The sequence below is a fragment of the Streptomyces sp. NPDC000880 genome, assembly GCF_053599675.1.
Genome location: NZ_JBSFMS010000048.1, coordinates 14224 through 37098 on the forward strand (window position 1 = coordinate 14224; position 22875 = coordinate 37098).

21 protein-coding genes, 1 tRNA gene and 1 pseudogene are annotated in these 22875 nt (G+C 68.7%); 20 read left to right on the forward strand and 3 right to left on the reverse strand.

Annotated elements, in window-relative coordinates; genetic code table 11:
- Positions 1 to 22 precede the first annotated feature (22 nt).
- A complete protein-coding gene (locus tag ACWDO5_RS17885) occupies positions 23 to 976 on the forward strand; it encodes a D-2-hydroxyacid dehydrogenase (protein ID WP_450531263.1) in 954 nt (317 codons plus the stop codon).
- Complete coding sequence (locus tag ACWDO5_RS17890; RefSeq protein WP_450531304.1) at positions 969 to 2375, forward strand: amidase; 1407 nt, start codon at positions 969 to 971, stop codon at positions 2373 to 2375. The genes ACWDO5_RS17885 and ACWDO5_RS17890 overlap by 8 nt, the downstream gene beginning before the upstream one ends.
- On the opposite strand, the gene ACWDO5_RS17895 is transcribed toward ACWDO5_RS17890, so the two are convergent.
- Positions 2356 to 2856: a DUF3830 family protein gene (locus ACWDO5_RS17895; protein ID WP_450531265.1), complete on the reverse strand. Its 501-nt coding sequence runs from the start codon at positions 2854 to 2856 to the stop codon at positions 2356 to 2358. The two genes, ACWDO5_RS17890 and ACWDO5_RS17895, sit on opposite strands and share 20 nt — an antisense overlap.
- 42 nt (positions 2857 to 2898) lie before the next feature.
- Here ACWDO5_RS17895 and ehuB point away from each other — a divergent pair, with 42 nt between their 5' ends.
- The 6 genes from ehuB to ACWDO5_RS17925 all read left to right on the forward strand — a co-directional run bounded on the left by ehuB (position 2899) and on the right by ACWDO5_RS17925 (position 6933).
- Positions 2899 to 3780 (forward strand): ectoine/hydroxyectoine ABC transporter substrate-binding protein EhuB, encoded by an 882-nt coding sequence (gene ehuB, locus ACWDO5_RS17900; RefSeq protein ID WP_450531266.1) that lies wholly within the window; start codon positions 2899 to 2901, stop codon positions 3778 to 3780.
- Positions 3777 to 4451, forward strand: coding sequence for an ectoine/hydroxyectoine ABC transporter permease subunit EhuC (ehuC, locus tag ACWDO5_RS17905; protein WP_450531267.1), 675 nt, complete (start codon positions 3777 to 3779; stop codon positions 4449 to 4451). The genes ehuB and ehuC overlap by 4 nt, the downstream gene beginning before the upstream one ends.
- The gene (ehuD, locus tag ACWDO5_RS17910; protein ID WP_450531269.1) at positions 4448 to 5098 is read left to right on the forward strand and encodes an ectoine/hydroxyectoine ABC transporter permease subunit EhuD; all 651 of its coding nucleotides are present in this window, start codon (positions 4448 to 4450) and stop codon (positions 5096 to 5098) included. The genes ehuC and ehuD overlap by 4 nt, the downstream gene beginning before the upstream one ends.
- The gene (gene ehuA / locus ACWDO5_RS17915) at positions 5088 to 5873 is read left to right on the forward strand and encodes an ectoine/hydroxyectoine ABC transporter ATP-binding protein EhuA (RefSeq protein ID WP_450531270.1); all 786 of its coding nucleotides are present in this window, start codon (positions 5088 to 5090) and stop codon (positions 5871 to 5873) included. Before ehuD ends, ehuA begins: the two co-directional genes overlap by 11 nt.
- Positions 5874 to 6040: 167 nt before the next feature.
- Positions 6041 to 6799: an IclR family transcriptional regulator gene (locus tag ACWDO5_RS17920; RefSeq protein ID WP_450531272.1), complete on the forward strand. Its 759-nt coding sequence runs from the start codon at positions 6041 to 6043 to the stop codon at positions 6797 to 6799.
- Between the two features lie 60 nt (positions 6800 to 6859).
- Positions 6860 to 6933, forward strand: a tRNA-Lys gene (locus ACWDO5_RS17925).
- A gap of 288 nt (positions 6934 to 7221) precedes the next feature.
- On the opposite strand, the gene ACWDO5_RS17930 is transcribed toward ACWDO5_RS17925, so the two are convergent.
- Complete coding sequence (locus ACWDO5_RS17930) at positions 7222 to 8022, reverse strand: GntR family transcriptional regulator (protein ID WP_450531274.1); 801 nt, start codon at positions 8020 to 8022, stop codon at positions 7222 to 7224.
- A 76-nt stretch (positions 8023 to 8098) separates the two neighbouring features.
- Here ACWDO5_RS17930 and ACWDO5_RS17935 point away from each other — a divergent pair, with 76 nt between their 5' ends.
- The 8 genes from ACWDO5_RS17935 (at position 8099) to ACWDO5_RS17970 (ending at position 16331) form a co-directional block, all read left to right on the forward strand.
- Positions 8099 to 9346 carry an aconitase X gene (locus ACWDO5_RS17935; protein WP_450531275.1) on the forward strand — a complete coding sequence of 416 codons (1248 nt, stop codon included), beginning with the start codon at positions 8099 to 8101 and terminating at the stop codon, positions 9344 to 9346.
- The gene (locus tag ACWDO5_RS17940) at positions 9343 to 9756 is read left to right on the forward strand and encodes an aconitase X swivel domain-containing protein (protein ID WP_450531276.1); all 414 of its coding nucleotides are present in this window, start codon (positions 9343 to 9345) and stop codon (positions 9754 to 9756) included. The genes ACWDO5_RS17935 and ACWDO5_RS17940 overlap by 4 nt, the downstream gene beginning before the upstream one ends.
- Positions 9757 to 10136: 380 nt before the next feature.
- Positions 10137 to 11408 carry an SLC13 family permease gene (locus tag ACWDO5_RS17945; protein WP_450531278.1) on the forward strand — a complete coding sequence of 424 codons (1272 nt, stop codon included), beginning with the start codon at positions 10137 to 10139 and terminating at the stop codon, positions 11406 to 11408.
- Positions 11409 to 11483: 75 nt separating this feature from the next.
- Entirely contained in the window at positions 11484 to 11873 is a 390-nt protein-coding gene (locus ACWDO5_RS17950; protein WP_450531279.1) for a YidH family protein, read from the forward strand.
- Positions 11870 to 12202, forward strand: a complete 333-nt coding sequence (locus tag ACWDO5_RS17955; RefSeq protein WP_450531281.1) for a DUF202 domain-containing protein — start codon at positions 11870 to 11872, stop codon at positions 12200 to 12202. The genes ACWDO5_RS17950 and ACWDO5_RS17955 overlap by 4 nt, the downstream gene beginning before the upstream one ends.
- Positions 12203 to 12304: 102 nt before the next feature.
- The gene (locus ACWDO5_RS17960; RefSeq protein ID WP_450531283.1) at positions 12305 to 13756 is read left to right on the forward strand and encodes an FAD-linked oxidase C-terminal domain-containing protein; all 1452 of its coding nucleotides are present in this window, start codon (positions 12305 to 12307) and stop codon (positions 13754 to 13756) included.
- 2 nt (positions 13757 to 13758) lie between these two features.
- Entirely contained in the window at positions 13759 to 15006 is a 1248-nt protein-coding gene (locus ACWDO5_RS17965) for an FAD-binding oxidoreductase (RefSeq protein WP_450531285.1), read from the forward strand.
- On the forward strand, positions 15003 to 16331 hold the full coding sequence (locus tag ACWDO5_RS17970; RefSeq protein ID WP_450531286.1) for a (Fe-S)-binding protein: 1329 nt from the start codon (positions 15003 to 15005) through the stop codon (positions 16329 to 16331). Before ACWDO5_RS17965 ends, ACWDO5_RS17970 begins: the two co-directional genes overlap by 4 nt.
- 333 nt (positions 16332 to 16664) lie before the next feature.
- On the opposite strand, the gene ACWDO5_RS17975 is transcribed toward ACWDO5_RS17970, so the two are convergent.
- The gene (locus ACWDO5_RS17975) at positions 16665 to 17759 is read right to left on the reverse strand and encodes a YeiH family protein (protein ID WP_450531288.1); all 1095 of its coding nucleotides are present in this window, start codon (positions 17757 to 17759) and stop codon (positions 16665 to 16667) included.
- A gap of 92 nt (positions 17760 to 17851) precedes the next feature.
- Here ACWDO5_RS17975 and ACWDO5_RS17980 point away from each other — a divergent pair, with 92 nt between their 5' ends.
- The 4 genes and pseudogenes from ACWDO5_RS17980 (at position 17852) to ACWDO5_RS17995 (ending at position 22865) form a co-directional block, all read left to right on the forward strand.
- Positions 17852 to 18895 (forward strand): LysR family transcriptional regulator, encoded by a 1044-nt coding sequence (locus ACWDO5_RS17980; RefSeq protein ID WP_450531305.1) that lies wholly within the window; start codon positions 17852 to 17854, stop codon positions 18893 to 18895.
- Positions 18896 to 19133: 238 nt separating this feature from the next.
- Complete coding sequence (locus tag ACWDO5_RS17985) at positions 19134 to 19919, forward strand: GntR family transcriptional regulator (protein ID WP_450531289.1); 786 nt, start codon at positions 19134 to 19136, stop codon at positions 19917 to 19919.
- A 5-nt stretch (positions 19920 to 19924) separates the two neighbouring features.
- Positions 19925 to 22638 (forward strand): annotated as a pseudogene (locus ACWDO5_RS17990) (fumarate reductase/succinate dehydrogenase flavoprotein subunit).
- Positions 22638 to 22865 (forward strand): 4Fe-4S dicluster domain-containing protein, encoded by a 228-nt coding sequence (locus tag ACWDO5_RS17995; RefSeq protein WP_175436735.1) that lies wholly within the window; start codon positions 22638 to 22640, stop codon positions 22863 to 22865. The pseudogene ACWDO5_RS17990 and the gene ACWDO5_RS17995 overlap by 1 nt, the downstream one beginning before the upstream one ends.
- The last annotated feature ends 10 nt before the right edge of the window (positions 22866 to 22875 follow it).

The window sequence follows — 22875 nt, forward strand, 5'->3', positions numbered from 1 at the left end:
GTTACGAAACGGCTTCCGCTTGATGTCCGAACCCACTCTTCTCGTGCTGACCGCAGACCCGCCGCCCCGTCTCGGGCGGCTGGCCGGACGGGTCCACGTCCAGTACGCCGACGAGCAGACGCTCGCCGCCCGACTCCCGTACGCAGACGTCCTGCTGGTGTGGGACTTCCTCTCTGAGGCGGTGCGTGCCGCCTGGCCGGGCGAGGGGCCGCGCCCGCGCTGGGTGCACACCCCGAGCGCGGGGGTCGACCGGCTGCTCTGCCCCGAGCTGATCGCTTCCGACACGGTGGTCACCAATGCCCGGGGGGTCTTCGAGGAGCCCATCGCCGAGTACGTCGCCGGTCTGGTCCTTGCCATGGCGAAGGACCTGCCCGGCACCCTGGAGCTCCAGCGGCAGCGGCGCTGGCGCCATCGTGAGGGCCTGCGGGTGGCGGGCACCCGGGCGGCGGTGGTGGGCGCGGGCCCGATCGGCCGGGCCGTGGCCGGCACTCTGGAGGCCCTCGGCGTCACCGTGGCGGTCGTGGGCCGCACCGAGCGGCCCGGCATCCATGGCGCGCAGGACCTCGATCCGCTGCTCGCGCGCGCCGACTGGGTGGTGTGCGCGGCGCCGCTCACCGATGCGACGTGCGGGATGTTCGGCGCGCGGCGCTTCGGTCTGATGCAGCCCTCGGCCCGGTTCATCAATGTGGGGCGCGGTCAGCTGGTCGTCGAGAACGATCTGGTTGCCGCGCTCAACAAACGGTGGATCGCGGGCGCGGCCCTCGATGTCTTCAGCTCCGAGCCGCTCCCGCCCGACAGCCCGCTGTGGGACGTGCCCGGGCTGATCGTCTCCCCGCACATGAGCGGCGACACGGTCGGCTGGCGCGACCGGCTCGGCGAGCAGTTCGTCGAGTTGTACGAACTGTGGGAGGCCGGAAAGCCGTTCCCGAACGTGGTCGACAAGAAACGTGGGTACGTCCCCATGCATGATGTCTGAGCTGACTGACCTCACCGCACGCCAACTGCTCACCGGCTACGAGAAGGGCGACTTCTCCCCCGTCGACGCGACCCGCGCCGCGCTGGAGAGGATCGAAGTGGTGCAGCCGCTGGTGAACGCCTTCGTCCGGGTGGATGCCGAGCAGGCACTGGCCCAGGCCGAGGCGTCCGCCGAGCGGTGGCGCCAAGGAGAGCCGCAGGGGCTGCTCGACGGGGTGCCGGTCACCGTGAAGGACCTGCTGCTGCAGCGTGGCGTCCCGACCCTGCGCGGCTCCACGTCCGTTTCCGCGGAAGGGAGTTGGGACGAGGACGCGCCGTCCGTGGCGCGGCTGCGCGCGCACGGCGCGGTCTTCCTCGGCAAGACGACGACCCCCGAGTTCGGCTGGAAGGGCGTCACCGACTCCCCGCGGCACGGGGTGACGGGCAATCCGTACGACATCACTCGCACGGCGGGCGGCTCCAGCGGCGGCAGCGCGGTGGCGGTGGCGCTCGGGGCGGGTCCGCTGTCGGTCGGCACGGACGGCGGCGGCTCGGTCCGCATCCCCGCGTCCTTCTGCGGGATCTTCGGGATGAAGCCGACGTACGGACGCGTGCCGCTGTATCCCTCCAGCCCGTTCGGGACGCTCGCGCACGCGGGCCCGATGACGAAGGACGCCGCGGACGCCGCGCTGATGCTCGATGTGATCAGCGGCGAGGACTGGCGGGACTGGTCGCACCTGGGCCCCGCGGACAGCGTCCGCGGCACCTTGGCGGACGGGGTGAAGGGGCTGCGGATCGCCTACTCGCCGTCGTTCGGCGGACAGGTGGCGGTGCGCCCAGCGGTCGCGTCCGCGGTACGGCGGGCGGTAGCGGCGCTGGCGGGCCTCGGTGCGTACATCGAGGAGTCGGACCCCGACATCGCCGACCCGGTGGAGCCCTTCCACACCCTGTGGTTCAGCGGCGCGGCCCGGCTGCTGCAGCACCTCGGGCCCCGGCAGCGCAAGGCACTGGACCCGGGGCTGCGGGAGGTCGCCGGGGCCGGGGCACGGCACAGTGCGCTGGAGTATCTGGCGGCCGTGGACGTCCGGATGGATCTCGGCCGGCGGATGGGTCGGTTCCACACGTCGTACGACCTGCTGATCACCCCGACCCTGCCGATCACCGCGTTCGAGGCGGGGGTGGAGGCCCCGGCGCGCTCGGGGCACCGCCGCTGGACGGGGTGGACGCCATTCACATACCCCTTCAACATGACCCAGCAGCCCGCCGCGACGGTGCCGTGCGGGGTGGACGAGGACGGGCTGCCGGTCGGCGTCCAGTTGATCGGCGCGCGCCACGCGGACGCGCTGGTGCTGCGGGCCGCGCACGCGCTCTACGAGTCGGGGGCAGCGGCGATTCCCGCGCCTACGCTCGCCGGAAGCTGAGCGTCTCGCCCAGCGCGCCCGCGCGCCACAGGTCCTGGCAGGCCTCGGCCATCCGGTCGAGGCCGTCGACCACGGTGCCCCAGACGATGCCGGGGACCCAGCCGGTGTCGCCGTTGAGCAGCAGGTTGTTGCGCTCGTAGAAGAGGGCGAGGTCGACGACGGTGGGCCGGCCGTGGTGGGCGGCCCGCTCTCCATACCCGTACGACGCCGTGCCCAACTGCACGTCCGAGAAGGTGAAATAGCACAAATCGCCCGGAATGGGGGTCACCGTCGGGTTCTCCAGCGGCGGTTCATGCTCCGCGAACGCCGGAAAAAGTGCATAGATCTCATTACGGGCATACTTCGCGTGGTAGACGTCCCCGGCGAGCGGCAGCGCGTCCCACACGGCCGCGCAGGTCAGCGGGGCCTTGTCGGTGAGGAGTTTCGCGGTGCACCGCACACCGCGCTTGTCGAGGGCTACGGTCATGTATCGGTCGGCCATTTCATACGCATACCCCGCGTGGACCCGGGTAGCCGCGCCGCCATGGCTCGAACACCACTGACAGAATCGATTCGCAGACGCACAGTGCTGCTCGGCACCGCTGCCGCCGGCGCGCTCGGCGCCGCGGGGGCGGCCGGCTGCAGCCGGGTGCCGTCGGGTGATGCCCTGGCCCGGCTCAAGTCCCAGCGCACGGTGCGCCTGGGCATCGCGGGCGAGGTGCCCTACGGCTATGTGGACGACCAGGGCGAGTTCACCGGTGAGGCTCCGGAGCTCGCCCGGGTGATCTTCAAGCGGCTGGGGATCGACAACGTCCAGCCGGTCGCCACCGACTTCGCCTCGCTCATACCCGGACTGAACTCCGAGCAGTTCGATGTCGTCTCGGCCGGGATGTACATCAACAAGGAGCGCTGCGCGCAGGTCATCTTCGCCGACCCCGAGTACCAGATGCTCGACTCGTTCATCGTGCGCAAGGGCAATCCCAAGAACCTGCGCACCTATGAGGACGTGGTGAAGGCGAAGGCGAAGTTCGCCACCGGCACCGGCTATGCGGAGATCGAATACGCCATCGCCGCCGGCTTCCCGGAGAAGGACATCGTCATCCTCCAGGACCAGGTGGCGGGGCTGAACGCGGTCGAGGCGGGCCGGGTCGACGTGTTCGCCGGCACCGCGCTGACCGCCCGCGAGGTGGTCAAGAAGAGCCGCAAGGCCGAGGCTACCGAGCCGTTCGCGGCCGTCGTCGACGGCGAGAAGAAGATCGACGGCGGCGGCTTCGCCTTCCGCCCCACCGACACCGAACTGCGTGACGTGTTCAACGTCGAGATACACAAGATGAAGAAGAGCGGCGAACTCTTCCGCATACTGCGGCCGTTCGGCTTCACCAAGAACGAGATGACCACGCTCACTGCCGAGGAGCTGTGCCGATGACAGCCGGACTCTGGCAGAACTGGGTCCTTCCGGGCATCTGGATCACTGTCCAACTGCTGGTGTACAGCGCGGCGCTGGCCGGCATCGTCGCCTTCGCGGTCGGCATGGCCCGCACCCACCGCTCGCCGTTCGTCCGCTTCCTGGCGGGCTTCTACACCGAGATCTTCCGCGGCACGTCCGCGCTGATCCTGATGTTCTGGCTGTTCTTCGTGCTGCCGGCGCTGCTGGGCTGGCAGCTGGTCCCCATGTGGGCGGCGGTGCTGGCACTGGGCCTGTCCTACGGTGCGTACGGCGCGGAAATCGTGCGCGGCGCGCTGAACTCGGTGGCTCCGGCGCAGCGTGAGGCGGGGGTCGCGCTCAGCTTCACCCCGTGGCAGCGGATGCGGCTGATCCTGCTGCCGCAGGCGGTACCGGAGATGCTCCCGCCGTTCTGCAACCTGCTGGTCGAGCTGCTCAAGGGCACGGCGCTGGTGTCGCTTCTGGGCGTGGGCGACGTCTCCTTCGCGGCGTACCTGGTGCGGCTCGCGACGCAGGAGAGCGCGCAGATCTACACCGTCAGCCTGGTCATCTACTTCGTGCTCGCGTTCGGTATCACGCGCTCCATGAAGGCTCTCGAGAAGAAGACCAAGAGCAATATCGGCGTCGCGATCTCCGGAGGTGGCGCGAAGTGAACTGGGACTGGTCCGCGGTAGCGGACTTCATGCCGCGCTTCTGGGACGGCGTGCTCGTCACGCTGCAGATCCTGGTGCTCGGCTCACTGATCTCCTTCACGCTCGGCCTGGTCTGGGCGATCGGATTCAAGGCGCCGACCCGTTTCGTACGGTGGCCGGTGAGTGTCGTCACGGAGTTCATCCGCACCACGCCGCTGCTGGTGCAGCTCTTCTTCCTCTTCTTCGTACTGCCGGAGTGGGGCGTGCAGTTCTCGGCGCTGACCACCGGCACGATCGCGATCGGGCTGCACTACTCGACGTACACCGCGCAGGTCTACCGGGCCGGTATCGAAGCCGTGCCGGCCGGTCAGTGGGAGGCGGCGAAGGCGTTGAGCCTGCCCGCCCACCGCACCTGGTCCGCGGTGATCCTGCCGCAGGCGATCCGGCGCATCACGCCGGCGCTGGGCAACTACGTCATCGCGATGCTGAAGGACACACCGCTTCTCGCCGCGATCGGCGTACTGGAGATGCTGCAGCAGTCGCGGCTGGAGAGCGCGTCGACGTTCCAGTACACGGAGCCGCTGACCGTGATCGGCATCGCCTTCATCCTCATCGCCTACCCGGCTTCTCTTCTCGTACGAACCCTGGAGCGCCGCCTTGTCCGCTGACACCCGCCCCGACACTTCTCCCAACTCTTCCGACACTTCCAAGGAACTGATCCGCTTCGAGAATGTGACGAAGCGCTTCGGCGACAACACCGTGCTGGACAACCTCTGTTTCTCGGTACAGCCCGGAAAACATGTGACGCTGATCGGCCCGTCCGGCTCCGGCAAGACCACGATCCTGCGGCTGCTGATGACTCTGGAATCGCCCGAAGAGGGCACGATCCAGGTGAACGGGAACCGGTTGTTTCCGGCCGCCGAGAAGGAGCGCCGCGAAGCGCGCAAACAAATCGGCATGGTCTTCCAGCAGTTCAACCTGTTCCCGAACATGACCGCCCTGCGGAACATCACCGAGGCGCCGGTGCGCGTGCTCGGCATGTCCAAGGACGAGGCGGAGGAGCGCGCGAAGGAGCTGCTCGACCTGGTGGGCCTCGGCGACCGCTGCGACGCGAAGCCGAACCAGCTGTCGGGCGGCCAGCAGCAGCGGGTGGCGATCGCGCGGGCGCTGGCGATGCGGCCGCAGGTACTGCTCCTCGACGAGGTCACATCGGCGCTCGACCCTGAGCTGGTCGCGGGCGTGCTGGACGTGCTGCGGGACATAGCCCGCTCCACCGACATCACTATGCTGTGCGTGACGCACGAGATGAATTTCGCCCGGGACATCTCGGACGAGGTGCTGATGTTCGACGCCGGAAAGGTGATCGAGTCCGGATCGCCGGAAAAAATCTTCTCCGAGCCGGAGCACGACCGTACCCGCGAGTTTCTCGGCGCGGTGCTCTGACCATTCACTCCGATGAATAGGTGTGACTGTGGCATATGCCAGGGTGCTGCGCCCCAGCCCATGAGGCTGGGGCGCAGCATCAAACTCGCCAACAGGCGCCCCCTAAACGGCCCTTGGCCGGTATCGTGGTACGAAAGCTTGCGGTCACAACCTGCTAGGGGGAAACCGTGGCGCTGAAGCCCGAGCCGACCGCGCCGTTCCACTCGGTGCAATACGTCTTGCGTGTCCTGGAAACGATCTCGAAGCATGGTGGCGGTGTCACCGACGTCCAGATCGCACGCGAGACGGGCCTGCCGACCGGCCACCTGGCCCCCATGCTGGCGATGCTGCGCCGCGAGGGCTATGTGGAGCAGGTCGCGGACGGCACCTACGTGATCGGCGACTCCCTGATCCTCCTCGGCTCAGGCATCACCCGCCAGCAGGCGCTGGAGACGAAGATTCAGGAGACGCTCACCGAGCTGCGGGACTCGGTCGGGGCTGCGGTCTACATCAGCCGGTACATCGACGGCGAGGTCAAGATCACGCAGTACGCCGACGGTCCGCGCGCTCCCAAGGTCAACGAGTGGGTCGACTTCCGCTCGGCCGCGCACGCCAGCGCGGTCGGTAAATGCCTGCTGACCCAGCTGGACGTCAACGGCCGCCGCGACCACCTCTCGCGCCACAAGATCGCCCGCCTCACATCGCGGACGATCACCAGCGAGAAGCTGCTCTTCTCGAAGCTGGACAGCCAGCCCCCGACGGTCCCGATGCTCGACCTCCAGGAGTACGCGGTGGGCACGGTCTGCGCCGCGGTCCCGCTGACGGCGGGCGCGGCGGTCGGGTGCCTGGCGCTCTCGCTCCCGATCGAGCATGCCCACCGGCTGCGCTCGGCGGCGGACACGCTGAACCGCAAGGCGGCGCCGGTGGTGCTGTCGCTGGCGATCTAGCCGGGCGGCGGCGGGTCTGGAGCACCCCTGCGGACCAGGTAACATTTTTCGAGTCAGCAGGCGCCGCTAGCTCAGTTGGTTAGAGCAGCTGACTCTTAATCAGCGGGTCCGGGGTTCGAGTCCCTGGCGGCGCACTCGCGATCATGTCGCTGGCCTGGGCGTTCTCGGTTTCCGAGGGCGCCCTTTCGCGTGTGGTGATCGCGTATGGGGCTGGGAAAGGTCGGGAGTGCTCGTACGGACCCGGAGGGGCGCCGGCGCATCGACAAGTTCGCGCGCCAGTGCGCCGCCACGAGGTGCCCGGTCCTCCAGCGGAAGGCTGGGCTGTCCAGGGCGGCTCCGGCGCCGTGATCACACCAGCCACCGCAAGATCATCTCGCCCGTGACCAGAGGCGTTACCCTGCGCGAAATCCTGACTCAGGACACTAGGAAGGGGTCAGCATGACTAGCTCCGGGCCTGGTCGGCTGAAGGAATAGGAGACCTTCTCGAGTTCCGTGGCTTCTACGGTGAGCCGAAGTTCGAACCGATCGGGTAGCAGGTAGTACGTGGCGTACTCCACAAGGCGATCCTCCGCATCCATCGTCGCCCGTTGCAGGACCAGAAGCGGGTGCCCCGTTGCGACGCCCAGCGGTCGCGCCAGGTCGTCCGGTGCACTTTGGCTCGTCAGCGTTATGCGGCCATAACTGAGGGTCAGTCCCAAGTTGTCCTGGAGCACCTGATAGATGGGGTGCTCCTCGATCTCGGCACGAGAGATCTGCTGACCGAACGGATCGGGCACTGTGATGTCCGCTATGGCTTGTGGCGCCCCGTCGATCGTATAGAGCCGACGCACCATCAGCGCTCCGTCCGCCGGATGAGCCACGTGTGGCGACAGCTGAGGCTCGCTGACCCACTCGAAGCGCAGGATCTTGCCCTCAGGGCGCTTCCCGACGCTGGCGAAGATCGAAATGAAGGGCCTGAGCTGGTCCAGTGGGTGCACGATGCGCCGAGGTGCCACGAACGTCCCGGCGCCCTGGCGGCGTACCAGTAGTCCCTCCTCGACGAGCCCACTCAGCGCCCGGCGCACCGTCGTCCTGCTCACCCCGTAGCGGCTGACCAGCTCTTTCTCGGTCGGCATCTGACTGTCCGGTGTCATCTGCGACACCTGTTCGCGCAGGCGCTCGGCCAGCTGCTGATGGATGCTCGCGCTACCCCCGGTCAGGCCAGAGTTGTCCTTGGTTGACATTGCACACCCCGTTGACTTGTACCTTGTTGTATGTTCTGCTGCTCGCCGTCAGGATACCAATAGATGCGGAGGGGCGATGCATATAACTTCGTCGGAACGCGAGATGTTGGATGGTCGGTACGGTGACGCGCTCGCCGACATCCTGCGCGAGCAGGTCAGTGTCGGAGAGTTCTTCGGCGCGGAGCGGTTCGTAGAGATCACCAACGCCCATTTCATGGGTGACCGTGAGGTGTTCGGTCAGGCCGGCACCAACTACCTGCAGCGGTTGGCCTCGGCCGAGGTCAAGGTCCGGGTGCCCACCACGCGCAACGCGCAGTCGGTCGACTTCGAGCAGGCGCACCTGTTCGCCCAGTCCCCCGAGCTGGTCGACGGGGAGAAGGAGACTCGGACGCTGCTGCGGAGTCTCGGCGTGTCCACGGTGAACACCTGCATCGGTTACCAAAGCGTTTACCAGCCGAGGCTGGGTGAGCACGTGGCCTGGGGTGACACCGGCACGGTCGCATACGCGAACTCGGTGCTGGGTGCCCGCACGAACTACGAGTCTGGCGCGGCCGGCCTCGCGGCGGCCCTCACCGGACGTACCCCGGAGTACGGGTTCCACCTGGATGCGCACAGGCGGGCCAACGTCCGCGTGCGGGTCACCGCCGCGCTCCCCGACCTGGCGGACTGGGGCGCACTGGGCGCCGTCATCGGCGAGCGGTGCCGCGGCTATTGGAATGTTCCGGCCGTAGAGCTCGTGAACCGGGCGGGGCCGGTGTCCGACGAGCTCAAGCACTTCGGCGCGAGCCTGGCCAGCTTCGGCTCGATGGCGATGTACCACGTCGTGGGCACCACTCCGGAGGCCTCGACCTTCGCCGACGCCAACGGTGGCCGCGAACTGGTCGACGAGTTCGAGGTGACGCAGGACGACATCGACGCCATGTTCGCCCGGGACCTCGCCGACGGGGGCGATGTCGATCTGGTGGTGTTCACCGCGCCGCAGCTGTCCTTCTTCGAGATCAAGCGGATCGCCGAGAGACTTCAGGGGCGTAAGGTCGCCGACTCCGTCCGTCTGATCATCACGACCAACAGCCTGACCTGCGAGGCCCTGCGCGAGCAGGGGCACATGGACGCCATCGTGGAGGCCGGTGGCATCGTGCTGCGGGGAACCTGCTGGTACGTGATGGACCCAGCGGCGCAGCGCGAGCACTTCGGCTGGCGCAGTCTGGCCACCAACTCGGCCAAGCTGGTGAACATCATCCGGGCCCACGGCTATCAACCCGCCTTGCGTCGCACCGACGAATGCATCGATGCCGCACTGACCGGAAAGGTGGCCGGGCGATGAGTGATCTGGTCTTCCACGTCGCGCAGGCGACCGGCCCGCTCGTCGAAGCCCCGGCCGTCGTCAGTCCGGTACCGTTCAGTGCTCGCTACGACCTGGATCGAACCACCGGTGTGATCTCCCGCGAGGACCATCCGCTGCGCGGGGAGTCGGTCAAGGACAAGATCCTGATCGCGCGCGGGGTGCAGGGCGGTGTGGCGGCGGGCTGGGCCTTTCTGTCCATGCGCGGTCTCGGTGTCGGGCCGAGCGGGCTGCTCTTCGGTGCGACGAACCCGGTCATGGTTCAGGGCGCGGTCACCGCCGGCCTCCCGATCGCTGCCGGTGTCGACCCCGCCTTCTTCGACAACGTGTCACACGGTGACACCATCCGGCTCGATCCAGCGAGCCACACGGTCACGATTCTTCGGAACTAGCACGCGCGAACCCACAGACCCCCGCACAGGAACCGCAGGGTCCCGTGCGAGCCGACCGCGGATCTCGGGGGTCTTGTGGGTGGCGTAGTTGCCGAAGACGAGGCGCACGACCCATTCGGTGGGACCCGGTTGGTCGAGTGCCGTGGTGGATGTTTTCGTGGGCGGCACTCAGCGCCTTGCCCGTCCCGCCCGCCCCACAGGCCGCACCGATCTCGACTCGGCGCGGCAACACTTGCGCACCCTTCTCCTGCCACGCCCACCGCTGCGGCGTCCCTCGTTGATGTCCGGTGGGCACGAGCTCCGCGATCGGCCCGGCCTGTCCTCGCCATCGACGGCGGCTATCGGTGCGTACATCGGGAATCAACGAGTTAGGGACAAAGATGTCACTACTTCAGATATTCTCCATCGTCCTGCTTGTCGCCGCGTTCGCCGTCGCGATCTGGCGGCACATCAATGTTGGTCTGGCGACCGTTCCGGCAGGCTTCATCCTCACTATGGCGGCCGGGCTGCCTGTCGAGACGTACTTCAAACACTTCCCCGGCAGCCTGGTGATCCTCATCGTCGGAGTCACGTACCTGTTCGGGCATGTCCATCGAAACGGGGCCATCAACCGGCTGATCGGCATCACCGAACGCGCCACCGGGAGGCGGGACTGGCTCCTGCCGTGGATCATGTTTGCGGTCGCCGCACTGCTCAGTGGCATCGGAGCGCTTCCGGCCGCCGCCCTCGCCATTGTCGTCCCCATCGCCATGCATGCCGCCCAACTGCGCGACATCAGTCTGATGCTGATGGGCATTGTGACCATTATGGGCGCGCTGGCCGGCGGTTTCTCACCGATCAGCGTCTGGGGTCAGCTGGTCGGTACCCTCGCTACCGAGTCTGACCGTCCGGTGTCCTCGATCGGACTGTTCGTCATCGAATTCGGTCTCAATCTGGTGGTGGCGGTAGCCGCGTTCCTCATCTTCGGTGGCATTGGCTTGATGCGGCGCAAGGCCACGCCTGAGCCGAGGCCGTCAGAAGAATCGTCCGCCTCGTCCGAGCAGACTGGCAGGCTCACGCTCTACCAGGTCGCTTCGCTGGTCGGGCTCGTCGTCTTCGTCGGTACGGTGCTGGTGTTCTCCGTCGACGTCGGGCTGACGGCATTCGTCGTCGCGCTGATCCTGCAGTTGGCGTTTCGACCGGCCGAGAAAGAGATCATCCGCGACCTGCCCTGGTCGGTGGTGCTGGTCATCAGCGGCGTCCTGCTCTACGTCGGGCTACTCGAAGAGCTCGGCACGTTCGACGCGATCGCGAATCACCTTGAGGGCATCGACAGCCTGACTCTCACCATCCTGGCGCTGGCTTTCGTCGGTTCCCTCTTCGCGTCCTTCGAGTCATCGGCGGTAGCTGTCCTGGGCATCGTGATCCCGGTAGCGCTGCAGGTCACCCAGGGCGCGACCGAGACGGTACTGCTGCTCATTCTGTGCGCGGTGTCCTGGGCGATCGTGACGGTCAACCCCAGCCCGTACCACCTCAGCGGCGGCCTCGTGCTGGCCAGCACCCCCGAGGCCGCACGACCCCGGCTGTTCCGGCAACTGCTGGTGTGGTCGCTCGGCGTAGCAGTCGTCGTCCCCCTGATCGGCTGGACCGTCCCCCTCGTCGCCTCCGGTTGAACCCGGAGTAAGGCATCTGAGACGTCTCGCGCAACTCGTCAGATCTGAAATCCATCCGCTACGAGGAAGTGCCGCATGGCAGTTGACCGAAGGACGACCGACGAAGAGGCGGACACGGCTGTCGAGGAGTTCGAGCCCGACTACCGCTTCACGCTGGCCAACGAGCGCACCTTCCTGGCATGGCTGCGGACATCCCTGGCCCTGCTGGCTGCCGCGGTCGCCCTGGTGCATTTCGTGCCGGAGCTGCTCGTTCCCGTCGTACGGCATCTCGTCGGAGGCATCCTGTTCGCGCTCGCCATCTTCACGACCGGGGCCGGGCTGCACAGATGGGGAAGGGTCGACGCCGCCATGCGGCGAGGCCTGCCGCTGCCACGGCATCGGATACCGGTGTGGCTCTCAGCCGGGCTGATACTCGTCTCGGTGCTCGGGTTCGCGTTGGTGATGAGCGGCGTGGTGTCGGGTTGAGCGAGCCGATCCCGCTCAAGTCCCCGGAGGACGGCCTGCAGGCCGAACGCACTTCATTGGCGTGGAGCCGCACGGCGTTCGCTGTGCTCGCGAACGGTGTTCTGATGCTCCTCCGGGACCTGAACCAGTTCACCGGGCCTCTACGGCTACTCCCCGCCATGATGGCCATCGTCGTCGCCCTTGCCGTGTATGTCGTCGGCAGGCAGCGGCAACGAACGTTGCGCCAACGACCGCTGCCCGCCGTCGTCACCGCACGTCGCCACGTTCAGGGGGTCGGAATCGCGGTACTCCTCCTGATCCTCGCAACGATCGCTGCCCTGCCGGGTTGATGGCTCCTCACGATGAGTGTCGAGGCGTCCTCTCACAGGGTGCTTGACCAATTTTCCGGGTTCTGTTCAGTCGACCAGGGGTCGACGACCGAGGAGGTGGCAATGACGCCCTTGCGACTACGTGCCGAGTTCATCGAGGTCATGGGAGCCGACTGCGTGGTGGACGACCCGGTGGAGCTTCGCTCCTACGAGTGCGACGGACTGACGGGATACCGGGTCATTCCTTCCCTCGTTCTGTTGCCGCGCAATGCGGCGGCGGTCGCGGCGGCAGTGCGCATCTGTGCGCGGGAGGGGGTGCCGTTCGTCGCGAGAGGGGCCGGGACCGGACTGTCCGGTGGTGCCCTCCCTGTCGCTGACGGAATCGTGATCTCGTTGCAGCGATTGAGGTCGGTCATCGACGTCGACCCGGTGAACCGGCGGGCGATCGTCGAGCCCGGGGTCACCAACCTCGACATCACTCGCGCCGCGGCACCGCACGGCCTCTACTTCGCGCCGGATCCGTCGAGCCAGCAGGTCTGCACGATCGGTGGCAACGTCGCCGAGAACTCCGGGGGCGCGCACTGTCTGAAGTACGGGTTCACGGTGCACCACATCCACGAGATCGAAGTGGTGCTGCCCGACGGGTCTATCACCACGCTCGGTGGAGACTCGCCGCACCAGCCGGGTTACGACCTGCTCGGAGCGTTCATCGGCTCCGAGGGCACCCTCGGCGTGGTCACCCGAATCACGGTCAAGCTGCTGCCCCGTCCGGCATCGGTGCAGACCCTGGTCGCCGACTTCCCGTCTGTCGAGCAGGCCGGTGACACCGTCACCGCCATCATCGCAGCGGGCATCATCCCGGCGGCGGTGGAGATGATGGACGCCTTGGCCATCGAGGCCGTCGAGGCGGCGGTGGCCGCGGGCTACACGCTCGGAGCCGCCGCGGCGCTGATCGTCGAACTCGACGGCCCGGCCGACGAGGTCGCGGTCCATCTCGAAGAGGTGCAGAAGTTGTGCCGCGACAACGGCACCACCGCCCTGAACCTGGCGGGTACCGCCGACGAGCGGGCCAAGATGTGGAAGGGCCGGAAGGCAGCGTTCGCCGCGGTCGGCCGGATCAGCCCGAACTACTTCGTCCAGGACGGCGTGGTCCCGCGGACCCGGCTGGCCGAGGCGCTGACCCGGATCGACACCCTTGCCGACGAGGCAGGTCTGCGGGTCGCCAATGTGTTCCATGCCGGGGACGGGAACCTGCACCCGCTGGTGCTCTACAGCGAGGCCAACGGCGAGCACGAGCGGGCGGAGCACCTGTCGACGTCGATCGCCGAGCTGTGCGTCGAGCTCGGCGGGTCGCTGTCCGGCGAGCACGGGATCGGCACGGACAAGGCGTGCTCCATGCCGCGCCAGTTCACCGAGTCCGATCTGGCCACGATGGCGCTGTTGCGCACCGCCTACGACCCGGCCGGTATCTGCAATCCCGGAAAGCTCCTGCCCACGCCACGGCTGTGCGGCGAACGCCCCGGGCCACACCACCCGCACCCGCTTGAGTCCGCGGGCCTGATCGAACGGATCTGACCGTGAACGCGACCCCTACCGGGGCAGGCGCTGGTTCGCTGAACGCGACACCCGGAATGACGCTTCGCCCGACGTCACTCAACGAGTTGCAGACGGCCCTCGCCGACACGACTCGCACACACCCCAGGCTGTTGATCGCCGGCAACGGCACCGCGGTCGACTGGGGCGGATGCCCCGAGCAGGCGGACGCATCGGTCGACGTGACCGGGCTGTCGGGCGTGCTCGTCTACAACCCCGCCGACATGACGATGGCGGTCCGTGCCGGGACACCGCTCGCTGTCGTCCAGGAGGAGTTGTCGAAGAGCGGGCAGCGGGTGGCCTTCGACGCCGCGCGCGTCGCCCGGGGCGCCACCCTCGGAGGGCTGCTCGTCACGGGCGACGGCGGGCCCTCCCGCCAGTCCTACGGAATCCTGCGCGACCTGGTCATCGGCGTGACCGTGGTACTCGCGGACGGGTCCGTCGCACGGTCCGGCGGGCACGTCATCAAGAACGTCGCCGGCTACGACCTGGCCAAGCTGTTTCACGGGTCGTTCGGGACGCTCGGTGTCGTCGCCGAGGTAGTTCTGCGCCTGCATCCGCTGCCGCGTGCCGAGGCGACTGTCGAGGTCCCGGGCACCGCCGACGAGGCCTTCGCCTCCGCCGGGCGGATCGTCGGATCGGCGCTGGATGCCGCTGCCCTGGAGTGGGTTCACGACGAGGACGCCGGCGGACGCCTGCTCGTCCGTCTGGAGGGCACTCCCGACGGCGTGACCGAGCGTGTCGTGGCCGTCGCCGCGCTCGTCGACGGCCGGGCGCGGACGCTCGAGGTCGACGCGGCGGACGCCGCCTGGCGGTCGGTCGCGGCCGTGGCCGACGGCACCGACGACGACACCGTGCTGCGGGTCGGCTCGCTGCCATCGGACGGCCCGGGGATGGTCGGCCTGATCGCGGCCGTCGCCGCGGAATCGAAGGTCGACGTCGCCCTGAGCAGCACGATCGCTGCGGGCGTGCACACGGTGCGGCTGCGCGGTGGCGATCGGGGAGCGCATGACCAGGTGCTGGAGGCGCTGCGCCCCATGGTCGGTGCCGCGTGCACCGTGCATCGGCGGGACGGGCTCGGCCCGGACACCCCGTCGTGGGGGACCCCGCCGCCCACAGTCCCGCTGATGCGCGCGGTCAAGCAGCAGTTCGACCCGCAGTGGCGCCTGGGCAACGGGCGTTTCGCGCCCTGGCTCGCCGCCCCCGGACATCGAGAGAAGGAGAAGTCATGACCGAGATCGCAGATGCCGGTACTTCGGGCTCGTTCGACGAGCACCGCCCTCCCCGGCGCGATCTGCTCGATGACTGCGTGCATTGCGGCTTCTGTCTGCCGACCTGTCCGACCTACGCGGTCACCGGCGAAGAGATGGAATCGCCCCGCGGGCGTATCTACCTGATGGACCTCGCCGCCCGCGGCGAGGTGAGCCTGGACGAGGCGTTCGGGAACCGGATGGACTCGTGCCTGGGCTGCCTGGCCTGCGTCAGCTCCTGTCCCTCCGGCGTGCAGTACGACAAGTTGATCGAGGCTGTGCGACCTCAGGTCGAGCGGCACGTGCCCCGCACGTTCGGCGACAAGCTGTTCCGCAAGCTGATCTTCATGGTGTTCCCTTACCCACGCCGGCTTCGGTTCGCCGCGCTGGGCGGGATCGCATATCAGCGCCTCGGCATCCGCGCGCTGCTGCACCGGCTGGGTGTGATCGACGCATTGCCGCCCCGGCTGCGCGCGATGGAGGCGCTGTTGCCCGAGACCACCGTGCGGAAGCTCTTCACCCGCACCGCCCCGTTCACGCCGTCGGTCGGCGAGTCCCGGCTGCGTGTGGGCATGCTGGCCGGCTGCGCCAACCGAGTCTTCTTCGGCGACGTCAACGCGGCGACCGTCCGCGTGCTCACCGCTGAGGGCTGTGACGTGTACGTGCCGCAGGAACGTCAGTGCTGCGGCGCGCTGTCGGTCCACGCGGGCCAGGAGGAAGACGGCCTGACGCGGGCGCGGGGGACGATCGACCTCTTCGAGCGCTACGAGCTCGACGTCGTCGTCGCGAACGTCGCCGGCTGCGGCTCGACGCTCAAGGAGTACGGCGACCTGCTCCGCGAGGACCCGGAGTACGCCGAGCGCGCCAAGGCGTTCGCCGCCCGGGTCCGGGACGTGAACGAGTTGGTCGCCGAGTTGCCGCAGCACGCGCCACGCAACCCCATCTCTACCAAGGTCGCCTACCACGACGCTTGCCATCTGGCCAATGCCCAGGGCGTCCGCAGCCAGCCCCGCGAGATCCTTCGGGCGATCCCCGGACTCGAGGTGTCCGATATCGCCGAGGCCGAGTTGTGCTGCGGCTCGGCCGGCATCTACAACATGGTGCAGCCGGAGAAGGCCGAAGAACTCGGCAAGCGTAAAGCAGCGAATATCGAAGCCGTCCAACCGGACGTCGTCGCCACCGCCAACGCCGGCTGCCTTCTGCAGATTCGCCGGTTCCTCGACGCCGGCGTGCCCGTCGTCCACCCGATCCAACTCCTCGACGCCTCCATCCGGGGTGTCGACCTGCTGAGGAAGGAGACGGAATGACCATCGCTACCACGGCGGGCGACGGCGGGATCATCACCTGGCCCGGCCACGGAGTTCCGGGACAGCGTCGGGCTGGAGGAGCAACTCGGCGTGAGCGGGTTCAACGCCCTTTACGGCAACCGCGTCGAGGGAGGCGGCCCCGCGAGCAGGACGACCTCGCGGTCTCCGGGCGCCGTGGCCGGTTGGTGCCGGGACGAGACCGAGTTCGCCCTACCCAGGGAGCCAAGCCGTTCCTGTCGTCCCGCCCGTGCGCTCAGCGTCAGCCGCGCGACGCCGAGGAACCCGAGCCTGTGGTTCACAGCCTCGTTGGGTGCGAGCCTCGGTCGGAATGTGTCAGAGCCGACCGGTGATCGCCTGGAGACCGATACCGGCCGCGCCGACGGCGATCCAGAGGATTGCGCCCAGCAGCAGGGGCCGCGGACCCGCCTCGCGCAGCTGAGAGAACTTGAGCGACAGACCTATCCCCGACAGGGCCAGGGTGATCAGGAACGTGCTGATCACTGGCAGTACCGGATGCCATGAGGCAGGGATTCCGCCACACGTGGCGACAGCCGACGCGGTCAGGAATCCGACGATGAACAGCGGGAACGCACGCCATATCCGCCTGCCGGCGCCCTCGTTCGGCCGGACATCGAGGGCCCGCCGGCGATAGGTCCGCCACATCACCAGGGCCGCACAGATCGGCACGATCATGAGACTGCGGGTCAGTTTCACCACCACCGCGTACGCTCCGGCCTCGGTTCCGTAGCTGTAGGCGGCGGCGACGACCGAGGACGTGTCGTTGATCGCGGTGCCGCTCCACAGCCCGAACGCCTCCTGCGACAACCCGAGCAGGTGGCCCACCGGAGGGAACAGGAGAACCGCGGCGATGTTGAACGTAAAGATGGTGCCGAGGGCATAAGCGACCCGGGCCTCGGCGGCGCCCACGGCGGCGGTGACCGCGGCGATCGCCGAGGCTCCGCAAATTCCGGTTCCGGCTCCGATCAGCAGCCGGGTCTCACGGTGGATGCCCAGCAGTCCGCCGATGGCCCGGGCGCCGCCCAGTGCCACGGCCAGCGTGCCCAGCATGACCGGCAGCGACCCCACCCCCACGTGCAGCACCTCGCTCAGGGGAAGTCCGGCTCCGAGCACGATGATGGACGCCTGCAGAACCTGTCTGCCCACGACCGCGTACCCGGGGCGCAAGCGCTCGACCGGTCCGGGTGGGGCGATACGCCTCAGCAGGGCTCCGGCAAGGGCACCGACCACGATCCCGAACACCGGGCCGCCCACGGTCGGGACGAGATGGCCCAGCCAGGTGGCGGGCAGCGCGACCGTCACAGCGACGGCCAGCCCCGGCAGAGCGGCGCCCGCCGCTCGCCGGGCGCGCCTCGTACCGGCGAGTACGTGTGGCAGTGGCTTGACCAGCAGGACGTACGACGATTGCATGGCGTCTCCTTCATGGATCCGTACTGCACGATCGCCGCGTCCTGCCGGTCACCGGTAGAGACCAATTCCCGAGGAGGTCATAAGCAGTGCTGATGGGCCTTCCGCCGGGGACACCGGAACTCAAGATGCTGGGCCTGCTGGTCTCGGTCGCGGAGACCGGCAGTCTCGGACAGGCCGCCGCACGCCATGGGATAAGCCAGCCGGCGGCGAGCATGCGGATCAGCGCCCTGGAACGCCAGCTTCGGCTGGTACTGATCGAACGCGGCCCCACGGGGTCACGAATGACCCCGGCCGGGACCGCTGTCGTGGACTGGGCGCTGCCGGTGCTCGATGCGGCCCGAGCGCTGGTCAGTGGTGTAGCCGCGCTCCACGCGGACCAGCAGGGCCGGCTGCGGGTCGCCGCGTCGATGACCATCGCGGATCACCGGGTGCCGGGGTGGCTGATCGCTCTGCGCGCCAGGATCCCGGAGGTCAGGGTCGCCTTGCGAGTCGGCAATTCGTCGCAGGTCGCGGATATGATCCGGAGCCGTGAGGCCGACCTCGGCTTCGTCGAGGGCCCGCACGCACCACACGGCCTTCGCAGTCGCGCCATCGCCAGTGACGAGCTGGTCGTGGTGGTCGCGCCGGGACACCCCTGGGCCAGGCGCCGAAAGCCGCTACCTCTGCGGACACTGGCTGCGACTCCCTTGATCGTGCGCGAACAGGGCTCAGGCACGCGCGACGCCGTATGGGAAATCCTCCGCCGGTCCGCGGCAACCCTTCCCCTGCCTTCACCTGAAACGCCCCCGCCCCATACGTCTTCGGCGGGGGCTGCCCCAGCGGGCCCTTCCGCCGGCCGGAGGCCGCAAGGTGCCGCCGGAGGCACGCCCGCCGGTTCTGCGGGCCGCGCAGAGCCCGCCCCGCCTGCGGCGGAACTGGGTTCCACCACCGCGATCAAGTCCGCCGTGTCCATGGGCGACGCGCCTGCCGTGCTGAGCCGTCTCGCCGTATCCGCCGAACTCGCTGACCGGCGGCTGATCAGCGTGCCGCTGGAGGAGCCCGCACTGATGCGACGGCAGTTCCGCGCCGTCTGGCTGCGCGAGACGTCACCGACGGGGCCGGCGGCCACGCTGCTGGCCCTTGTCTCCGGCAGGTAGCAGGCAGGGACTCAGGCCCTCATGCGCGACGGACGTCGGGGGGGGCGTCAGCCTGCGCCCACCGGGACCCCGACACGAGTGCAGGCAAGCCCTCCCGTCGGCGAGAGCCCTGGCGATACCAGCCCGCTCGTGCCTCTTTTCCCAGGTCAGCGAGGTGCACGCAGCGAAGAGACTGGCGTAACTGATGCGTAATTCCGGCAACCGCTCAGCGTAACACGCCATGCCCAGCATTCCGGCCATGACAGGGATCATCGCCAGTGGCAGAGCCGCAGGAAGCCGTGTCGCACCAGTACGGCGCATCCGGGACGTGCTGCGCACCCGCATTCTCACGGGCATATACGGAACCCGGCCGTTGCCCTCCGAGGCGGTGTTGGCCGCCGAATTCCGGGCCAGCCGCAACATCGTCCGGGACGTCCTCGCGCTGCTGCGCATGGAGGGCCTGGTCGACCGTATTCCCGGCGTCGGAACGTTCGTCGTGTCGGGAAAGGCCGTGCAGGGACTGGACCGGCTGCGCGGACTCGCGGAGAGCTTCGACACCGGCCCGGACCGAGTCGTCAACCAGGTACTGCTGGCGGACACCGTGCCCGCCACACCCACCGTGGCCGAGCGTCTTGAGCTCAGCCCGGGCACCGAGGTGATTGCTCTGGAGCGGGTGCGGCTGCTCGACGGACAGCCCCTCTCACTGGATGCCAGCTACCTGCCCGCGGACATCGGCAGGCCCCTGCTGCAGATGGACCTGGCACGGCACGACGTCTTCGAGCTTCTCGAAGGCGAACTGGGCCTTCCCCTGGGCGCCGCCGCACTGTCCATTGAGGCGATCGCCGCCGACCGCACGGTCGCCGATCTCCTGCGGGTGCCCGACGGCTTCCCCCTCCTGTTCTTCGAACGGCTGACATACACAGATGCGGGCCGGCCGATCGATCTCGAGTTCGTCCGATTCCGCGGCGACCGGATGTCCCTGGCCGGCTGGCTCCACCGCACCCCCGACCCGCTGCTGAACCACCCTGCCTCCGAAAGGGGCTGACTTCCGTGCAGATCCCACCTCAGTCGCAACGGCGCGAACTCGCCTGCGACGTCCTCATCGTCGGCGGGGGCACCGCCGGCACGATGGCGGCCCTGACCGCGGCCGCGAACGGCGCGGACGTGCTGCTGCTGGAGAAGGCCCACGTACGTCATTCCGGTGCCCTGGCCATGGGCATGGACGGGGTGAACAACGCCGTGGTTCCGGGCAAGGCGACCCCCGAGGACTACGTCGCGGACATCACCCTCGCGAACGACGGCATCGTCAACCAGCGCACCATCTACGAGACCGCGACCCGCGGCTTCGGCATGGTGCAGCGGCTGGAGGGCTACGGCGTCAAGTTCGAGAAGGACGAGCACGGCGAGTACGCCGTGCGCAAGGTGCACCGCTCGGGCAGCTATGTGCTGCCGATGCCCGAGGGCCGCGACGTCAAGAAGGTTCTGTACCGCACGCTGCGCGCCCGCCATGTGCGGTCCCGGGTCACGATCGAGAACCGGATCATGCCGGTGCGGGTCCTCACCGTGGACGGCCGGGCGGTCGGTGCGGTGGGGTTCGACACCCGGTCCGGAGAGTTTGTCACCATCTCGGCCGGCGCGGTCATCCTGGCGGCCGGAGCCTGCGGACGCCTGGGCCTTCCGGCCAGCGGCTATCTGTACGGCACCTATGAGAACCCGACCAACGCCGGCGACGGCTATGCGATGGCTTATCACGCCGGCGCGGAGCTCTCCGGTATCGAGTGCTTCCAGATCAATCCACTCATCAAGGACTACAACGGGCCGGCGTGCGCCTATGTGGCCAATCCCTTCGGGGGATACACGGTCAACGCCGATGGGAATCGATTCGTCGACTGTGACTACTGGTCCGGCCAGATGATGGCCGAGGTCAAGCGCGAACTGGACAGCGCCCGCGGCCCCATCTACCTCAAGCTCAGCCATCTGCCGGACGCCACGATCAACCAGATCGAGGGCATCCTGCACACCACCGAGCGGCCGACCCGCGGCACCTTCCACTCGGGCCGCGGCCACGACTACCGCACCCGCGACATCGAAATGCACATCTCCGAGATCGGGCTGTGCAGCGGGCACTCCGCCTCGGGCGTATGGGTGGACGAGCACGCCGCGACCACGGTGCCGGGCCTGTACGCCGCCGGAGACATGGCTTGTGTGCCGCACAACTACATGATCGGCGCCTTTGTGTACGGCGACATCGCCGGCGAGCACGCCAGTGCCTTCGCCACCTCCGCCGGCCGGCCCGCTCTGCCCGAGGACCAGATCGCCGCGGCCCACGAACTGATCTACCGGCCACTGTCCAACCCCGACGGCCCGCCCCAGCCGCAGGTGGAGTACAAACTGCGCCGCTTCGTCAACGACTACCTCCAGCCGCCCAAGACCGAGCGCTACCTGACCCTCGGCCTTGAGGCGTTCGGGCGGATGAGCCGTGAGATCGCCGGCATGGGAGCCCACACACCCCACGAGCTGATGCGCTGCGCCGAGGTCACCTTCATCCGTGACTGCGCCGAGATGGCCGCCCGCGCCTCACTGGCCCGCACCGAGAGCCGCTGGGGCCTTTACCACCAGCGTGCCGACTGGCCCGAGCAGGACGACGCAAGCTGGTTCCGCCATCTGAACCTGCGCAAGAGCGGCCCGGCAGACAACGCGGAGATGGAGACGCTGACCCGGCCGGTGGCGCCCTACATCGTGCCCGTGCCCGGTTTCACCCGCCCGGACGGGGTGCCGGACGCGCCCGCACCGGCCGGTGCCGACCTGGCGGCGGTGTGGGGATGAGCACGCCCACACAGCGCCCCCATCGCATCCTCGCGCTCCTGGAACTGGCCGATGAGTCCCCGACCACCGAGGAACTGGCGGAGTTCCTGACCGACACCGACCCCGATGTGCGCCGCACCGCGCTGACCGTGCTCAGTGAGGCCGCCGAATCCTGGGAGGAGCCGTCGTCGGTCTTCGCCGCGGCCCTGCTGGACTCCGAGGGGACTGTCCGCCGGACCGCCATCGAGCTGCTCGGCGAGCTGCGCGAGGTGCTGGTGTCCGGCGAGAGTTTCACGCGGTCGCTGCGCGAGGCGTGCGGGCACCCGGAGGCCGACGTCCGCGCCGCCGCCGTGGGCGCGCTGTGGCGTCACCGGCTGTGCGGCGTTGAGGAGTTGACCGCACTGCTGCCCGACCCCGACGAGGCGGTGCGCTGCGAGATCGTTCTCGGACTCGTCTCGCTCGACGCGCTCGACGCCCTGGCAGGAGCCGCGGCCGATCCGGCCGCCGCGGTGCGACTCGCCGTGGCCCGGGGGCTGGCCGCCGTCGGAGACCCGCGCGGCGCCGCCACCCTGATAGACCTCGCCCGGGACGCCGATGTCCTGGTCCGCGCCGCCGCCCTGGCCGCCATGGCACACACCGGCTGCACCGAGCACGCGGCGGCCCTGGCCCGTACGGCACTGGCCGACCCCGCCTGGCAGATCCGGCAAGGAGCGGCGGCCGCACTGGCGGTCGCGGACCCCGGGGAGGCGGTCTCACCGCTGATCGCCGCGACCCGGGACACCAACCTCGATGTACGCAAGGCCGCCGTCCGGGCCCTCGGGGGCCTGGCGGCGGGCCGCCCGGAGGTCCGGGCGGCGCTCGAGGAAGCCGTTACCGACGTGGACGCCGATGTCCGCGCCTTCGCCCGCATGGGCCTCACCGAATCCCCGACCAACGGACATGCTGAAGGAGACCACTGATGGCGCAAGCAGCGAACCGAGTCGACGTACCGGTCACCATCGACGAATCCAAGTGCATCGACGGATGCACGCTCTGCGTGGACATGTGCCCGCTGGACTCACTGGCCATCCATCCCGACACCGGCAAGGCGTATATGCACGTCGACGAGTGCTGGTACTGCGGTCCGTGCGCGGCCCGCTGCCCGGTCGACGCGGTCACGGTCGACATCCCGTTCCTGCTGCGGTGAGCGGAGCCTG

Excerpts from the sequence above, each read along its gene's own strand:
- ACWDO5_RS17885 (WP_450531263.1), top strand. The coding sequence starts at position 23 with ATGTCCGAACCCACTCTTCTCGTGCTGACCGCAGACCCGCCGCCCCGT.
- ACWDO5_RS17890 (WP_450531304.1), top strand. The coding sequence starts at position 969 with ATGTCTGAGCTGACTGACCTCACCGCACGCCAACTGCTCACCGGCTAC.
- ACWDO5_RS17895 (WP_450531265.1), bottom strand. The coding sequence starts at position 2,856 with ATGGCCGACCGATACATGACCGTAGCCCTCGACAAGCGCGGTGTGCGG.
- ehuB (WP_450531266.1), top strand. The coding sequence starts at position 2,899 with ATGGCTCGAACACCACTGACAGAATCGATTCGCAGACGCACAGTGCTG.
- ehuC (WP_450531267.1), top strand. The coding sequence starts at position 3,777 with ATGACAGCCGGACTCTGGCAGAACTGGGTCCTTCCGGGCATCTGGATC.
- ACWDO5_RS17930 (WP_450531274.1), bottom strand. The coding sequence starts at position 8,022 with ATGTCAACCAAGGACAACTCTGGCCTGACCGGGGGTAGCGCGAGCATC.
- ACWDO5_RS17935 (WP_450531275.1), top strand. The coding sequence starts at position 8,099 with ATGCATATAACTTCGTCGGAACGCGAGATGTTGGATGGTCGGTACGGT.
- ACWDO5_RS17940 (WP_450531276.1), top strand. The coding sequence starts at position 9,343 with ATGAGTGATCTGGTCTTCCACGTCGCGCAGGCGACCGGCCCGCTCGTC.
- ACWDO5_RS17945 (WP_450531278.1), top strand. The coding sequence starts at position 10,137 with ATGTCACTACTTCAGATATTCTCCATCGTCCTGCTTGTCGCCGCGTTC.
- ACWDO5_RS17950 (WP_450531279.1), top strand. The coding sequence starts at position 11,484 with ATGGCAGTTGACCGAAGGACGACCGACGAAGAGGCGGACACGGCTGTC.
- ACWDO5_RS17960 (WP_450531283.1), top strand. The coding sequence starts at position 12,305 with ATGACGCCCTTGCGACTACGTGCCGAGTTCATCGAGGTCATGGGAGCC.
- ACWDO5_RS17970 (WP_450531286.1), top strand. The coding sequence starts at position 15,003 with ATGACCGAGATCGCAGATGCCGGTACTTCGGGCTCGTTCGACGAGCAC.
- ACWDO5_RS17975 (WP_450531288.1), bottom strand. The coding sequence starts at position 17,759 with ATGCAATCGTCGTACGTCCTGCTGGTCAAGCCACTGCCACACGTACTC.
- ACWDO5_RS17980 (WP_450531305.1), top strand. The coding sequence starts at position 17,852 with ATGGGCCTTCCGCCGGGGACACCGGAACTCAAGATGCTGGGCCTGCTG.
- ACWDO5_RS17985 (WP_450531289.1), top strand. The coding sequence starts at position 19,134 with ATGACAGGGATCATCGCCAGTGGCAGAGCCGCAGGAAGCCGTGTCGCA.
- ACWDO5_RS17995 (WP_175436735.1), top strand. The coding sequence starts at position 22,638 with ATGGCGCAAGCAGCGAACCGAGTCGACGTACCGGTCACCATCGACGAA.